The following is a 15,508-nucleotide window of genomic DNA, read 5'->3' on the forward strand; positions in this document are numbered from 1 at the left end:
AAGATGGCCAAAATCAGGGAGCTTTCGCAAATATTGACGAACCAGATCGCTGCAGGAGAAGTAATCGAACGCCCGGCATCGGTCGTTAAGGAATTGGTGGAAAATGCGATCGATGCGAACAGTACGCAAATTGATGTCTTCATCGAAGAGGCGGGCCTGAGGAAGGTGCAGGTCACGGACAATGGCGACGGCATCGCGGCGGACGAAGTGAAACTTGCTTTTACGCGGCATGCGACCAGCAAAATCTATACGCAGGATGATCTTTTCCGCATCCACTCGCTCGGATTCCGAGGGGAAGCTTTGCCCAGTATCGCCTCGGTCGCCAAAGTTACGATCGAAACGGCCGTCGCTGATCAGAGCGGCACCTACTTGACCATACAAGGCGGCGTCATCGGCGAGGAAAGGCCGAACAAATCCCGAAAGGGCACTACGATCATCGTCGAAAACCTTTTCTACAACACGCCCGCCCGGCTGAAATACATCCGCTCCCTGCAGACCGAATTGTCCAACATCACCGACATCATGAACCGGATTGCCCTGAGCCATCCGGAGATCGCTTTCCGGTTGCTTCATGAGGGGAACCAGCTTTTGCGGACGGCCGGCAATGGCGACCTGCGCCAGACCATCGCCGGCGTGTACGGAACGATGACGGCCAAGAAGATGAAACTGATCGAGAATGAGAACCTGGACTTCAAAGTCAGCGGCTACATCAGCCTGCCGGACACGACGCGCGCAAGCCGCAACTACATCACGCTGATATTGAATGGCCGGTTCATCAAAAATTATGCTTTGAACAAAGCGCTCATCGATGGTTATGGATCCAAACTGATGGTCGGGCGCTACCCGCTCGCGGTCATTGTGATCGAGGCGGATTCATTGCTTTTGGATGTGAATGTGCATCCTTCGAAAAAAGAAGTCAGGATCAGCAAAGAAAAGGAACTCGGGGAGCTGATCCAACGCGCAGTCGCGGCTGTTCTGCGGACCGAAGAGCGCATCCCGAGCGGCATCGAAAATCTGAAGTTCAAGCGACAAAACTCCGTTGGGCCGGTCCGAACCGAGCAATTGAGCGTCTCTTTCCAGCAGTTCGATCAAGAAATTGTGCAAGAAGCGCCAGTGGACCTGCCAGCGGCGAGCGATGACGAGGATTTCCGATCCTTGGAAACATCACGGAACAACGGGCCGGACCGCCATGAAGATGCAGAAAACCTGCCGGAGCTTACCGATTCTGTGGGACCCGCGCCTTCGGAAGAATTTTCTCCTTCGGAAATGGAGGAAGAAGCGGACGTTGTTCGGCCTGCTGACCAGTCTGCACAGGGCCGCAATGACTCAAACGCTGTTTGCCTGTCCGACGAACAAAAAAATCCGATGGCTCATGAAGAACCGATCATGAGAACCGTCCAGAAGGTTGAGGCGGAAACCCAAGCGGGGGCGGCCGGCATCCGGCCGTTTCCCGATTTGCATTATTTCGGCCAGATGCACGGTACTTACCTATTCGCTCAAAATGAAAAGGGTCTGTACATCATCGATCAGCATGCTGCGCAGGAACGCATCAAATATGAATATTATCGTGAGGAGATCGGCAAGGTTTCCGCCGACCTCCAAGGGTTGCTGATACCGATCATGCTGGATTACCCCGCGAATGAATTTCATCTGATCCAGGAGAACCGTGAGGTGCTGGAAGCGATGGGGCTCTTCCTGGAGCCATTCGGCCAGAACAGTTTCATCGTCGAAAAGCATCCCGCTTGGTTCACGCCGGGTGAGGAGGAAGAGATCCTGAAGGAACTGGTGGAGATGTTTTTGACGGAAGGGGACATCTCCATCAAAAAACTTCGGGAAGCCACTGCCATCATGATGAGCTGCAAGCGATCGATCAAGGCGAATCATTTCCTGAGCGAGAAAGAAGCGCGCCAGTTGTTGGCCGATCTGGCAGCAACGGATAATCCCTACAATTGTCCGCACGGCAGACCGGTGCTGATCCAATTCTCCAACCAGGATATGGAGAAGCTATTCAAGCGGATCCAGGACCCACACTGAGAGCGTATCATTTCTTATTTCTGCTTATTTATTGTAAAATCAGGATAGTTAAATAGCAGATGGGAGTGGAAGAAATGGTGCAAATCAATGATATTTCCGAAATGATGGGCGAACTGAACAAAGAAAGTTCGATTCAGGCCTTGGGCAGCAAAACGGGCGTTGATGCAAGCATTTTGCCGAAATTGGCTGTCGTTGCAATCCCTTTGATCCTTCGGGCATTAAGCAAAAACGCAGAGTCGAAAGCAGGAAAAGATTCCTTATCAGATGCATTGGAAAAACACAAAGGCAAGACCAAAGATGTATCCTCGATCGAAGACGTGGTCAAGAAAGTCGATACGGATGATGGTGATAAAATATTGGATCATGCCTTCGGCGACAAGGACAAGGTCGTGGATCAGATCGCTGCCCAAACCGGCATCAGCAAAGCGGAGGTTACCAAAGTTTTGGCTTCCATGGCGCCGATGATCCTGGGCATGCTGGCGGACAAAAAGGATGCTGATGGCTTGGATGCCGACGGTGTGGCCAAACAGACCGACATCTTCTCGAAACAGGCGGAAGAAACCGCCACGAACAATTTCGACATCACCGATCTTTTCCCTAAGCAATCCGGAACGGCGACCCCATCGGCAACGGGCGGCTTGGGGGGCATCCTGGGGAGCATTTTGGGGAATCTATTCTGAATCATCCTGACCAGGAGCGATCGAAGCAGAACAAGCCTTTTTTGTTCTGCTTTTTTGGATTCTTTGCTATACTGAAAAAATGAAAAGAAAGGGGTCCGATATCAGGATGGACAATAAAGAGGAACGTTTGAAGCGCTTGACGCCTTTACAATATGAAGTGACACAGAACGAAGCGACGGAAAGACCTTTTTCCGGCGAATATGATGATTTTTACGAAAAAGGCATCTATGTGGATGTCGTGAGCGGGGAGCCGTTGTTCAGTTCTGCCGACAAGTACGATGCAGGCTGTGGCTGGCCTTCTTTTGCTAAACCGATTTCCACTCTGAAAGAATTGGAAGACCGCAAGCTGATGCGCAAACGCACGGAAGTCCGGAGCTCCCAAGCCGACTCCCACCTAGGGCATGTTTTTGAGGACGGCCCGGCAGAGTTGGGCGGACTGCGCTATTGCATCAATTCGGCAGCTCTGCGCTTTGTCCCTTACGATCGCTTGGATGCGGAAGGTTACTCTGAATATAAACAATTATTCGAATAAGGAGCAAAGATAAATCCCGTGGCTATCGGCTTTGGGATTTTTTTGCTGCTTTTGCAGACCAAACGATTGTTCCCGCATATCTGGCTGAGTGGCTGTCATTTCCGATCTGTTTTATGTTATGATAGAGAACGAATGACAATCAGGAAAACAAGAGTAGGAGCAAAATGATGTACGAATACATAAAAGGTAAATTAGTCCATGTGGGACCGTTATATGTGGTGCTGGAGAACGGCGGCATCGGCTACCAGTTGCAGGTTGCCAATCCTTTCCGCTTTTCCGGAAGCCTGAACCAGGAGCTTACGCTTTACATCTATCAGGCAGTCCGGGAGGATGCAATCACACTGTTCGGCTTCAAGGATTACACGGAAAAGCAGCTGTACCTGAAACTGATCAGCGTCTCCGGGATCGGGCCGAAGAGCGGCCTGTCGATTTTGGCAAGCGATGACCACCTGGGCCTGATCCAAGCGATCGAAACAGATAATGTGGGCTATTTGGTGAAATTCCCTGGTGTAGGCAAGAAGACTGCCTCGCAGATCATTTTGGACTTGAAAGGCAAACTCGGGGAACTGCTGCCCGATACGTATTGGATGGAAGAACATCCCGCCCATGAAACAGCAGACGGACAACCCGCTGTGTTGACGGAAGCCCTGGAGGCTCTGGCTGGTTTGGGCTATTCGGAACGTGAAGTGAAGAAAATACTGCCGACATTAGAAAAAGAAAACTATGCCAGCACAGAAGAGGTGCTTCGTACGGCGTTCAAGCTACTTTTAAAAGGGTGATATAGATGACAGCTGAAAACAGAATCGTTTCCGGAAATACGGAAAACATGACCGAAGATCTGATCGAAAAAACATTGCGGCCGCAAATGATGGCGCAGTACATCGGGCAAGACAAAGTCAAAAATGAACTGAAAGTGTATATCCAAGCCGCAAAAGCGCGCAGCGAAGCCCTAGATCACGTATTGCTGTACGGGCCGCCAGGATTGGGGAAAACGACATTGGCGATGGTCATCGCCAACGAGTTGGATGTCCGGATCCACAGCACAAGCGGGCCTGCTATCGAACGGCCGGGCGATCTGATGGTGTTGCTCAATGAACTGGAAGCGGGGGATGTCCTCTTCATCGATGAGATCCATCGCTTGCCGCGGATTGTGGAGGAAGTGCTGTACTCTGCCATGGAGGATTACTATGTGGACATCATCATCGGACAAGGTCCCACAGCCCACCCGGTCCACTTTACGCTGCCTCCGTTCACGCTGGTCGGAGCAACGACAAAGGCCGGCAGTCTGTCGGCCCCCTTGCGTGACCGGTTCGGAATCGTTTCGCGGATGGAATATTACAGCCTGGAGGATCTCAGGCAAATCGTCCACCGTTCTGCGGATGTTTTATCGACGAAAATCGACGAGTCAGGAGCTGTCGAAATCGCCTTGAGATCCAGGGGAACCCCGCGTGTTGCCAACCGGCTGCTCCGGCGTGTGCGCGATTTCGCTCAAGTTTACCGCGATGGCCTGATCACAAAGGAAATCGCCGACAAAGCCTTAGCCATTTTGAGCGTGGACAACAGGGGGCTTGATGACTTGGATCGACAAATATTGACGACGATGATCCAATTCTATAATGGCGGCCCCGTCGGTCTTTCGACAATCGCCGCCAATATCGGGGAAGAAATGGAAACGATAGAGGACATGTATGAACCCTATCTGCTCCAGCTGGGTTTCCTGCAACGCACACCGCGCGGCCGGGTAGCAACCCCGATGGCTTATGACCATTTGGGAATCAAGTATGATACAGAATAATAAGCGAGGTATTTTATCTAATGAGGACAAGCGATTTTGATTTTAATTTGCCGGAAGAACTGATTGCGCAGACACCACTGTTGGATCGGTCATCATCCCGGCTTCTTGCCCTGGACTCCAAAACCGGAGAAATCATGGACAAACATTTCACCGACATAGTGGCGGAACTTCAGGAAGGCGATGCGCTGGTGCTGAACAATACACGCGTGTTGCCGGCGCGACTGCATGGCGTCAAACCGGATACCGGCGGGCATATCGAAGTCCTGCTTCTGAACAATATCCAAGGGGATGAGTGGGAGACGCTTGTCAAACCGGGAAAACGCGTCAAAGTCGGGACAGTCATCTCTTTCGGGGATGGACGCTTGACTGCGGAAGTGACGCAGTCATTGGAACACGGGGGCCGCATTTTGAATTTCAAATATGATGGCGTATTTTTGGAGATACTGGAATCGCTGGGCGAAATGCCTTTGCCGCCCTACATCAAGGAGACGCTGGATGATCAGGAACGCTACCAGACGGTTTACGCCAAAGAAGTCGGATCGGCAGCTGCCCCGACAGCAGGGCTGCATTTCACAGCCGAACTGCTTCAGGAGGTAGCCAATAAGGGTGTCAAAATCGTCTACCTGACGTTGCATGTGGGCTTGGGGACTTTCCGGCCGGTATCGGTCGATGACATCGCCAGCCATGAAATGCATTCCGAATTCTACCAGCTGACGGATGAGGCAGCGCAAACGCTGAATGACGTCCGTTCCAACGGAGGCAAAATAGTGGCGGTTGGCACGACTTCCGTGCGGACGCTGGAAACGATCGGCACGAAATTTGACGGCGAAATCAAGGCCGACAGCGGCTGGACGAAAATTTTCATTTCACCGGGCTACTCCTTCAAGGTTGTGCAGGGAATCATCACCAATTTTCATTTGCCGAAATCGACCTTGGTCATGCTGGTCAGCGCTTTTGCCGGCAGGGACAATGTCTTGGCCGCTTATGAGCACGCCGTCAAAGAAAAGTACCGCTTCTTCAGCTTCGGCGACGCCATGTTCATCAAATAGACAGAAAAGCTGGACATCATTTTGGGGTGCCCGGAATATTTTGTAAACTTGCGAATCGCCTATGGTGATGCACTTTTTAGTACAAAAAAACCTTCAGGAACCATTTCCTGAAGGTTTTTTGTTGGGTGCCGTCCTCAAAACGAACTGTCGGTTATTTATGGGGTGCTGTCTTCGGCATCAACGCAGAAACAAGCACTACGATCAGCGCGGTAAAGATACCTGTCATGGTTGCGATCATAAAGTCATAGCTGCCGCCGGATAGGGCGCTGCCCAGATAAACAGATACTTGCCCTAAGATAAATCCCCAAAAAATGATTGCAATATATTTCATGTCGTTTACACCTCTTCTCGCAATTCATTTTATCACTTTTTTTGGAGATGACAAGCATTACTTGGCAAACGACTTTTTCGCTTCTTGGATCAGTGCGGGTACGCTATAATGAAAGTAATGATTAAAAAAGGAGGGCTCAGACGTGTCTTTTGTGCATTTGCAGGTCATCAGTGCCTATTCTCTGTTGCAGACGACTACCCGGATAGAGGATCTGGTGCGCAGCGCCAAGACAAAAGGCTATCAGGCCATCGCGTTGACGGACCAAAATGTTCTTTACGGTCAAGTCGATTTTTTCAAGCTTTGCAAAAAATATGAGATCCAACCCATTCTGGGGATCCAACTGGATCTGCCCGGAATCATCAATAAAGAGCGCACCTTTCCGCTGGTATTGCTGGCGAAGGACTTCGCGGGCTACCAAAAGCTGATGGTTTTGTCGACCGTGAGGAATCAGGATGCTGAAAATAAAGAATTGCTCGCTCTGTTGGAGAATGACCCAAGCCGCATCATCGCGATCACGCCGGGAGAAAAGGGCGAAATCGAAAATTTTTTGCTGGGAAACGATCCGCAGAACGCCCAAGCTGCCTGTTTGGCATGGGGAAGAATCTTCAACTCCGGGAATTTTTATCTAGGAGTTCAGCTCCACGAAAAAATGAAACCGATCATCCCAGGATTGAAGCGTCTGTCGCAGGAAACGAACACCCCGATCACAGCGCTGCATGACGTCAGATATCTGGAGCCGAGCGACAATTTCAGTTGCCGGGTCCTGAAGGCGATCGAAGCGAACGAAAAAGTGGATCTGCAATCGGAAGCGCTGGATGGAATGTATTATTTGCCTTCTTGCCAAGAAATCGAACGGAAATTTCAGGAAGCCGATTTGGCGGATTCCGCTGAGATGACCCAGAAAATTGCCAACGAGATCCAAATCGAGCTGCCGCTGCATCAATCGTTGCTGCCGCGCTATCCGGTGCCTGCCGGGACGACTCCCCAGGCTTACCTCCGGAGACTCTGCGAGGAAGGCTTGCGCCAGCGGATTGCCGCGCCCGCGCCGGAGTACGAAAAACGCTTGGCGTACGAATTGGAAGTCATCCATGAAATGGGCTTCGAGGATTACTTCCTGATTGTTTGGGACGTGATGGCATACGCGAGAAAGGCGAAGATCATGCCGGGGGCCGGACGCGGCTCTGCGGCCGGTTCGCTTGTGTCATATGTTCTGCGGATCACCCATGTCGATCCTATCAAATACAACCTGTTGTTTGAGCGGTTTTTGAACAGAGAACGCTACAACATGCCGGATATCGATTTGGATTTTCCGGACAACCGCAGGGATGATGTCCTGCATTACGTCCGGGATAAATACGGTTCGGACCATGTCGCCCAAATCGCCACATTCGGGACGCTGGCCGCAAAAATGTCCTTGCGCGATACGGCCCGGGTATTCGGACTCACAGTCGCGGAGTCCCAAGCATGGTCGAATGCGATCCCGAATCAATTGGGCATCACCCTGGCGGAGGCAAGGCAGAAATCGAAAGACTTGCAGGGCCTGATCAGTGCGACTGCAGTGAATCGCCTGTTGTACGAAACCGCCGAAAAAATCGAAGGCGTTCCGCGGCATGTTTCCACGCACGCGGCAGGGGTCGTCATCAGCGACCAACCGTTAAGGGGCATTGTGCCTTTGCAGAAGAAAAACAGCGAGCTGTACCTGACGCAGTACACGATGGGCAACATCGAAGAAATCGGCTTGCTGAAAATGGACTTCCTCGGGCTGAAAAATCTGACGATACTGAACGATGCGGTGCAACTGGCCAGCGAAGCGCACAAAGCAAGCATCAATATTTGGGAGATACCGCTGGACGATGAGCGGACGCTCGATATATTCCGAAGAGCGGATACGAATGGGGTCTTTCAGTTCGAATCGCCCGGCATCAAAAATGTCTTGCGCAAACTCGGGCCCGAGTCGATCGAGGATATCGCCGCTGTCAATGCGCTCTATCGGCCAGGCCCGATGGAACAAATCGATCTCTTCGTTTCGCGCAAAAAAGGGCAGGCAAGAATCGAATATCCCCATCCGGATCTGCAGCCGATCCTTGAGGTCACTTATGGCGTGATGGTTTATCAGGAACAGGTCATGCAAGTGGCATCCAAAATGGCAGGATTCAGCTTGGGGGAAGCGGACATCCTCAGGAGAGCGATCGGCAAAAAGCAAAAAGCGTCCATCGACGAAGAAAGAAGGCACTTCATCGAAGGTTCGCTGCAGCAAGGTTATTCCGAGCAGACGGCCGAACAGGTTTACGATTACATCGAACGGTTCGCCAATTACGGATTCAACCGTTCGCATTCGTTTGCCTACTCATTCATAGCCTACCAACTCGCCTACATGAAGGCGCACTTTCCGGAAGCCTTTTTCGCGGCGCTGCTGAATTCCGTCAACCAACATTCGGATAAGATGAAGGAATACTTCATCGAACTGAAAAGGCGCAACATCAGCGTCTCCTACCCGGACATCAACACGAGCAACTGGAAATTCACGCTGCATCAGCAGGCGATCCAGTTCGGTTTGGGCGGGATCAAAGGGCTGCGGCGGGATTTCATCCAGGAAATCATCAAAGAACGGCAAGCACACGGGCAGTATCAGGATTTTGTCCAATTTTTGCGGCGGATCCACGCCAAATGGCTCAAAAAGGAAAATATCACACCGCTCATTTACAGTGGGGCGTTCGACAGTTTTGGGCATTCCCGCGCTACGCTGCTGCAATCGTTGCCGGGAATGCTGAACAGCATCGATTACAGCGGAAACAACATCGACCTGTTTTCGGTGCTGGAACCGAAATATGTCGAAACGAAAGAACTGCCCCTGTTGGAACTGTTGGATTTGGAGGAAGCGGCACTGGGCCATTCGCTGAAAGGTCACCCTATCGATCAATTCGGAAAATTATACAGCAGCGGCTCAGTCGTGTACGCTTCTGAACTGGCCCACGACAAAAAGATGCGCACAATGGGGCTGATCAAAGACATCCGGAGAATCCAGACGAAAAAAGGCGACCCGATGGCTTTCGCGAACTTGACCGACAGTACAGGCGAAATCAGCCTCACGATTTTCCCGGAGTACTATATCCGGTTCATGAAATTGCTCAAGGCAAACCAACTGCTTGTCGTTGAGGGCAAGCTGGAACGCTCGAAACAATCCGACAAAGTCAATTTTTTGGTTACGCATATCTGGGAAGCCGGCGCCTATCAGGAACTGTTGGATCAAAAAAGAGAGAATGTCTTCATCCGATTGACGGCGGAAAACAACACTCCGGAATTGTTCGGAAAAATGTATCAGATACTGAACAAGCAAAAGGGTGCCCACCCGGTCATCCTTTACAATGAGGCGACCAAGCAAACCATCCGCTTGGCGGCGGAAAGCTGGGTTTCGATTTCGCCCGCCCTGCTGGATGCGCTGAAAGAAATTTTCGGGAGCGGAAATGTTGCCGTGAAATGAAAACGAAAAGTTGATATCCGGATACTGTTTTCATAAAAGCAAAAGCTGCACACACAAGCCGGGACAATTCTGACCGGGCTGTCGGCAACAAATTTGCTTGAGCTGAGCGGTAGTAATAACAATTTGCCAAAATGTGGCGATATTCCGGACAAGAAGCGATTATTTTTCATTGTTTCCTTTTTAACAATCAAAAAAACGTGAAATTAAAAGACATTTTCATAAAAAGATGATAAGATAGTGAAGGACAAATTCAAAAAATATTTAACGCATGAATTTTTTTGAAAATTGAGATTTTTTAACTTTATTGATGAGGTGAAGTCGAATGAAACGTATTGCAGTCTTGACTAGTGGTGGAGACGCGCCAGGAATGAACGCGGCCATCCGCGCAGTTGTGCGCAAAGGGATTTATGACGGTTTGGAAGTATATGGCATCAATTATGGCTATGCAGGCATGGTAGCCGGAGATTTCCGTCGTCTGACGATTGATGACGTCGGTGACACAATCAGCCGCGGAGGCACAATTTTATATTCTGCGCGCTACCCTGAGTTCGCCAAAATTGAAGGACAACGTAAAGGGATCGAGCAATTGAAGAAATTCGGCATCGATGGCCTGATCGTAATCGGGGGAGACGGATCTTATCGTGGAGGAGCCGCTCTTACTAAACTAGGTTTCCCGACCATCGGTATCCCAGGAACAATCGATAATGATATTCCAGGAACAGATTACACGCTAGGATTTGATACTGCGATCAATACAGTATTGGAATCGGTGGACAAAATCAGAGACACCGCAACAAGCCACATCCGTACTTTCGTTGTTGAAGTTATGGGCAGAAACGCCGGAGACATCGCCCTATGGACAGGCATCGGCAGCGGCGCGGAATCCATCGTCATTCCCGAAAAAGAATTCACTATGGAAGAAGTAGTTGCTGAAATTCAGGAAGGCAGAGCACGCGGCAAAAAACATACGATCATCATGTTGGCTGAAGGCGTCATGTCAGGGACTGAGTTTGCTGCGAAACTTTCCGAATTTGAAGAATTCCATACACGTGTCACCGTTTTGGGCCACGTTCAACGCGGCGGATCCCCATCAGCTAAAGACCGCGTGTTGGGAAGCATCTTCGGCTACAACGCCGTCAAAATGCTGGAAGAAGGCAAAGGCGGTATCTGCGTTGGCGTCAAGGGCGATGAAGTTGTCTTCAATGACATCATTGACACGCTCGAGAACCAAAAACACATGCCTTTATTGTCGTTGTACCAGATCAACAAGGAAATTTCTTTCTAACGAAAAGTTTACTCACGTTTTACAAAATATAAAATGAGGTGCTTATTTTCTATGAAAAAGACAAAAATTGTATGTACGATCGGACCTGCCAGTGAATCAGTGGAAACACTCGTCAAATTGATAAACGCCGGTATGAATGTCGCCCGCTTGAATTTCTCGCACGGAGACTTTGAAGAACATGGCGCACGTATCGTCAACATTCGCGAAGCATCAAAAATCACCGGCAAAATGTGTGCAATCCTTTTGGATACAAAAGGGCCTGAAATCCGTACAAACAACATGAAGGACGGCATCGTTTCTTTGATCGCCGGCGAAACAGTCAGAATCTCCATGACAGAAGTTGAAGGCACGAAAGATAAATTCTCCATCACTTATCCTGAACTGATCAATGACGTCGTAGTTGGAAACCATATCCTATTGGATGACGGTTTGATCGACTTGGAAGTGACTGAAATCGACAAAGCGAACAATGAAATTGTTACTTTGGTCAAAAACTCAGGCATCCTAAAAAACAAAAAAGGTGTCAATCTTCCAGGAATCAAAACTAACTTCCCGGGCATCACACAAAAAGATACTGAAGATATCATCTTCGGTATCGAAAATGATGTCGATTTCATCGCGGCCAGCTTCGTGCGTCGCGCAAGTGACGTATTGGCGATCACTGAAATTTTGGAAAAACACAATGCAACCCACATCCAAATCATCCCTAAAATCGAAAACCAAGAAGGTCTCGACAACATCGACGAAATCCTGAAAGTTTCTCAAGGTTTGATGGTTGCCCGTGGTGACTTAGGTGTGGAAATCCCGACTGAGGAAGTTCCGATCGCACAAAAAATGTTGATCAAAAAATGTAACGCATTAGGCAAACCAGTCATCACAGCAACACAAATGTTGGATTCCATGCAACGCAACCCGCGTCCTACCCGTGCTGAAGCAGGGGACGTAGCCAACGCTATCTTTGACGGAACAGATGCAGTCATGCTGTCCGGAGAAACGGCCGCTGGGGATTACCCGGTTGAAGCTGTTACGACAATGGCAACAATCGCCATCCGTACGGAAGAAGCGATTGTCGGTCAGGATGCATTTGCTTTGAAAGCATACAGCAACACGGATATGGCTGAAGCAATCGGTCAATCGGTTGGACACACAGCGCGCAATCTTAACATCCAAACAATCGTTGCGGCTACCGAGTCTGGACATACAGCGCGCATGATCTCTAAATACCGTCCGAAATCACACATCGTTGCGGTCACATTCTCGGAACGTCAAAGACGTGGATTGGCACTTTCATGGGGCGTCTATCCTTTCGTAACCGAAAAACCGGATTCGACTGATGAGATGATGGAATTGGCTGCAAAAGTTGCCAAAGAACAAAACTTTGCTAAAGAAGGCGACTTGATCATCATCACTGCCGGCGTACCGGTAGGCGAACGCGGCACTACCAACTTGATGAAGATCCAATTGATCGGAACAAAATTGACTTCAGGCCAAGGTATCGGCGACAAATCCGTCATCGGTAAAGCGGTAGTGGCGCTTTCGGCTGAAGAAGCAATCGCTAAAGCGACGGAAGATTGCATTTTGGTGTTGAAGAACTCCGATAAAGATTACACGCCTGCATTCGAAAAAGCTGCAGCTGTAATCGTTGAAGCTGGCGGCTTGACAAGTCATGCTGCTGTCGTCGGAATCGCAAGCGGCATTCCGGTGATCGTTGGGGCTGAAAATGCGACTGCATTGGTGCAAGACAACGAATTGATCACGATCGATTCTCGCCGCGGCATCATTTACCGTGGCGCAACAACTACCATCTAAGCTTAAATAAATTAGAGAGCAAATGGGTCTGGGACAAGAGTCTCGGGCCCATTTGCTTTCCTGATGATCTGGATGGGGCAGTCGCCGCAGACGGCAAGGGCAAATAATCCGAATATCGGCTTGCATAAGTCACCGACGTTTTGGAAATCAAATTGGTATATGGTAAAATGAAAGAAATACAGCGACGGAAAGACCGTCTGGAGGAGAAATATGAGTAAACGATTAGGTACAATCATCACAGGTGTGATCGTGGACGAGAACGAGAAGAGCGTCTTCGTTCAAAAAGACGGCATCACATATCGATTGGATAAGGAAGAGTCAGAAGCTCCATTGCAGCTTGGGGATACAGTCAAAGGTTTTGTGTATGAAGGGATGAACAAACAACTGCGCATGACTTTAAAAGAGCCGGCCAGTCAAGTGGGTCGCTATGGCTGGGGAACAGTAGTGGCTGTGCGCAAGGATCTGGGCGTGTTCGTTGATATCGGCCTTAAGGATAAAGAAATCGTGGTTTCATTGGATAACCTGCCGGACATCAAATCACTCTGGCCCAAAAAAGGCGATCGCCTATTGATCGCTCTGGAACAGGACAGCAAAGACCGGCTTTGGGGTATCCTTGCCGATGAACCGGTTTTCCGTTCCATATCCCGCAAACCAGGAGAGGAATGGAAGAACAAAGATATTACCGGAACCGTCTTCCGTCTGAAGATGGTAGGAACCTTCATCTTGACCGACGATTATTATATCGGCTTCATTCACCCCTCTGAGCGGGAAATCGAACCGCGTCTGGGCGAAGTCGTCAGCGGCCGAGTTATCGGCATCAGTCCACATGGCATGCTGAACCTGTCTTTGAAACCGCGTGCGCATGAAGCCATCAGTGAGGATGCGGCGATGATTTTGGTGTTGTTGGAGCAGAGCCCGACGAAGAGTCTGCCTTACGGAGACAAAAGCGACCCGCAAGCAATCAAAGAATATTTTGGCATCAGCAAAGCGCAATTCAAAAGAGCCTTAGGCCACTTGCTGAAAGCCAGACTGGTCGTCCAGCAAGATGGGCACACTAAATTAATCAACAAGGATTAGGCGATTCAGCTGATCCTAAAAGGAGCCGACAGCAGTGACGGAATTGTCATTAAACACCATCAAAAAAAAATTGCAGGAGGCAGGATTCAAGCTCACTCCACAACGGGAAGCGACTGTCAGCGTGCTGCTGGAAAAGGAAAAGGAGCATCTGAGTGCGGAGGAGATTTTCCTGTTGTTGCGCCTTAAGCATCCTGATATCGGCCTGGCGACAGTATACCGTACCTTGGAAATCTTGACGGAACTGAACATCACGTACAAAGTGGTCTTTGAGGATGGATTATCGCGCTATGATTTGAGAAGGACAAGCAACGAACATTTCCACCATCACCTTTTGTGCATCGAATGCGGCAATATCGAAGAGATTCACGAAGATCTGTTGGGGGAAGTCGAAAAAGATGTCGAAGCCCGCTACCAATTCGTGGTGAAAGACCATCGGTTGACTTTTCACGGCATCTGCCGGGACTGCCAACAAAAATTAAGGAATAAATAGGCTAATACAGGACGGAATGGGTCGGGGGACATGGAAGAAGAAATCAATGCCTATGGGCGGTATTTGCGGATCGAGCGGGGCTTGTCCGACAATACAATCATCAGTTATCAGAGGGACCTCAGAAAATACAGACAATTTTTGGAAAAACAGGCGATTCGGGCGTTCGGGGAAGTCACCAAACCGGATATTCTGTTGTATCTACAGTTTTTGAATGAGGAAAAATTAGCGACAGCTTCAATCGGAAGGATGCTCACCAGCCTGCGGAGATTCCATCAATACTTAAAGGAGGAAGGGTTGATGGACAACGATCCGATGATCACGATCCAAATGCCGAAGAAACAGCAAAAGTTGCCGAAAGTGCTCTCGATGGATGAAATCGAAAGGTTGCTTGCCGCCCCTGATGTCAAAACGGTGCTTGGCTTACGCGACCGCGCCATTCTGGAACTGCTGTATGCAACTGGCCTTCGGGTCAGCGAACTTATACAGATAACCATGAGCGAAATCCATTTGGATATCGGGTTCATCCAGACGATAGGCAAAGGCGACAAGGAAAGGATCGTGCCGCTAGGGGAAGAGGCGGCCTTTTGGATTTCGGAATACCTTTCGGACAGCCGCCCCGCTTTGGCGAAAGGGAGGAAAGAGACTCCTTATCTGTTCCTGAATTTCCATGGGAATGGGTTCACCCGCCAAGGAATCTGGAAAAATCTGAAGCAGACTGTGCGGAACGCCGGCATCAAAAAAAATGTGTCTCCGCACATGCTGCGCCATTCGTTTGCAACCCATATTCTGGAAAATGGAGCGGATCTGCGGATTGTGCAAGAACTGCTGGGACATGCCGATATTTCCACAACCCAGATTTATACGCACATCACGACCGAAAGAATGGCAGAAATCTATCAAAAATATCATCCTCGTGCTTGATCCGGACCGGGCAGGGCCCATCCT

Annotated in this window: 13 protein-coding genes; 12 read left to right on the forward strand and 1 reads right to left on the reverse strand. The window is 49.7% G+C overall.

Annotation, left to right across the window (positions count from 1 at the left end; genetic code table 11):
* Positions 1–3 precede the first annotated feature (3 nt).
* The 6 genes from mutL to queA all read left to right on the forward strand — a co-directional run bounded on the left by mutL (position 4) and on the right by queA (position 6,090).
* Positions 4–2,034 carry a DNA mismatch repair endonuclease MutL gene (gene mutL / locus BMX58_RS00210; protein ID WP_068620700.1) on the forward strand — a complete coding sequence of 677 codons (2,031 nt, stop codon included), beginning with the start codon at positions 4–6 and terminating at the stop codon, positions 2,032–2,034.
* Between the two features lie 74 nt (positions 2,035–2,108).
* Positions 2,109–2,714 (forward strand): DUF937 domain-containing protein, encoded by a 606-nt coding sequence (locus tag BMX58_RS00215; RefSeq protein WP_162268591.1) that lies wholly within the window; start codon positions 2,109–2,111, stop codon positions 2,712–2,714.
* Positions 2,715–2,820: 106 nt separating this feature from the next.
* Positions 2,821–3,246, forward strand: a complete 426-nt coding sequence (msrB, locus tag BMX58_RS00220) for a peptide-methionine (R)-S-oxide reductase MsrB (protein WP_068620696.1) — start codon at positions 2,821–2,823, stop codon at positions 3,244–3,246.
* 167 nt (positions 3,247–3,413) lie between these two features.
* Positions 3,414–4,025 (forward strand): Holliday junction branch migration protein RuvA, encoded by a 612-nt coding sequence (gene ruvA, locus BMX58_RS00225; RefSeq protein WP_068620694.1) that lies wholly within the window; start codon positions 3,414–3,416, stop codon positions 4,023–4,025.
* A 5-nt stretch (positions 4,026–4,030) separates the two neighbouring features.
* Positions 4,031–5,041 (forward strand): Holliday junction branch migration DNA helicase RuvB, encoded by a 1,011-nt coding sequence (ruvB, locus tag BMX58_RS00230; protein ID WP_068620692.1) that lies wholly within the window; start codon positions 4,031–4,033, stop codon positions 5,039–5,041.
* Positions 5,042–5,061: 20 nt separating this feature from the next.
* Complete coding sequence (queA, locus tag BMX58_RS00235) at positions 5,062–6,090, forward strand: tRNA preQ1(34) S-adenosylmethionine ribosyltransferase-isomerase QueA (protein WP_068620690.1); 1,029 nt, start codon at positions 5,062–5,064, stop codon at positions 6,088–6,090.
* A gap of 151 nt (positions 6,091–6,241) precedes the next feature.
* Here the strand turns inward: queA and BMX58_RS00240 are convergent, their stop codons facing one another.
* Positions 6,242–6,421, reverse strand: a complete 180-nt coding sequence (locus tag BMX58_RS00240) for a YjzD family protein (protein ID WP_068620688.1) — start codon at positions 6,419–6,421, stop codon at positions 6,242–6,244.
* Between the two features lie 142 nt (positions 6,422–6,563).
* On the opposite strand from BMX58_RS00240, the gene dnaE reads away from it, so the two are divergent.
* From dnaE to xerD, 6 genes are all read left to right on the forward strand, one after another.
* The gene (gene dnaE, locus BMX58_RS00245) at positions 6,564–9,902 is read left to right on the forward strand and encodes a DNA polymerase III subunit alpha (RefSeq protein ID WP_068620686.1); all 3,339 of its coding nucleotides are present in this window, start codon (positions 6,564–6,566) and stop codon (positions 9,900–9,902) included.
* A 322-nt stretch (positions 9,903–10,224) separates the two neighbouring features.
* Positions 10,225–11,187 (forward strand): 6-phosphofructokinase, encoded by a 963-nt coding sequence (gene pfkA, locus BMX58_RS00250; protein ID WP_068620684.1) that lies wholly within the window; start codon positions 10,225–10,227, stop codon positions 11,185–11,187.
* A 51-nt stretch (positions 11,188–11,238) separates the two neighbouring features.
* A complete protein-coding gene (gene pyk, locus BMX58_RS00255) occupies positions 11,239–12,996 on the forward strand; it encodes a pyruvate kinase (protein WP_068620682.1) in 1,758 nt (585 codons plus the stop codon).
* Positions 12,997–13,206: 210 nt separating this feature from the next.
* Positions 13,207–14,073 carry a CvfB family protein gene (locus tag BMX58_RS00260; protein ID WP_068620680.1) on the forward strand — a complete coding sequence of 289 codons (867 nt, stop codon included), beginning with the start codon at positions 13,207–13,209 and terminating at the stop codon, positions 14,071–14,073.
* A gap of 34 nt (positions 14,074–14,107) precedes the next feature.
* Positions 14,108–14,563, forward strand: a complete 456-nt coding sequence (fur, locus tag BMX58_RS00265) for a ferric iron uptake transcriptional regulator (protein WP_068620678.1) — start codon at positions 14,108–14,110, stop codon at positions 14,561–14,563.
* Between the two features lie 30 nt (positions 14,564–14,593).
* Positions 14,594–15,484 (forward strand): site-specific tyrosine recombinase XerD, encoded by an 891-nt coding sequence (xerD, locus tag BMX58_RS00270; RefSeq protein ID WP_068620676.1) that lies wholly within the window; start codon positions 14,594–14,596, stop codon positions 15,482–15,484.
* Positions 15,485–15,508 lie beyond the last annotated feature (24 nt).

The sequence above is a fragment of the Trichococcus ilyis genome (assembly GCF_900109135.1).
GTDB classification, from domain to species: domain Bacteria; phylum Bacillota; class Bacilli; order Lactobacillales; family Aerococcaceae; genus Trichococcus; species Trichococcus ilyis.

Bases quoted from the DNA above. Each gene is read 5' to 3' on its own strand.
- xerD (WP_068620676.1), top strand. From the start codon at position 14,594: ATGGAAGAAGAAATCAATGCCTATGGGCGGTATTTGCGGATCGAGCGG.
- BMX58_RS00240 (WP_068620688.1), bottom strand. From the start codon at position 6,421: ATGAAATATATTGCAATCATTTTTTGGGGATTTATCTTAGGGCAAGTA.
- queA (WP_068620690.1), top strand. From the start codon at position 5,062: ATGAGGACAAGCGATTTTGATTTTAATTTGCCGGAAGAACTGATTGCG.
- pyk (WP_068620682.1), top strand. From the start codon at position 11,239: ATGAAAAAGACAAAAATTGTATGTACGATCGGACCTGCCAGTGAATCA.
- pfkA (WP_068620684.1), top strand. From the start codon at position 10,225: ATGAAACGTATTGCAGTCTTGACTAGTGGTGGAGACGCGCCAGGAATG.
- ruvA (WP_068620694.1), top strand. From the start codon at position 3,414: ATGTACGAATACATAAAAGGTAAATTAGTCCATGTGGGACCGTTATAT.
- msrB (WP_068620696.1), top strand. From the start codon at position 2,821: ATGGACAATAAAGAGGAACGTTTGAAGCGCTTGACGCCTTTACAATAT.
- mutL (WP_068620700.1), top strand. From the start codon at position 4: ATGGCCAAAATCAGGGAGCTTTCGCAAATATTGACGAACCAGATCGCT.
- BMX58_RS00215 (WP_162268591.1), top strand. From the start codon at position 2,109: ATGGTGCAAATCAATGATATTTCCGAAATGATGGGCGAACTGAACAAA.
- ruvB (WP_068620692.1), top strand. From the start codon at position 4,031: ATGACAGCTGAAAACAGAATCGTTTCCGGAAATACGGAAAACATGACC.
- BMX58_RS00260 (WP_068620680.1), top strand. From the start codon at position 13,207: ATGAGTAAACGATTAGGTACAATCATCACAGGTGTGATCGTGGACGAG.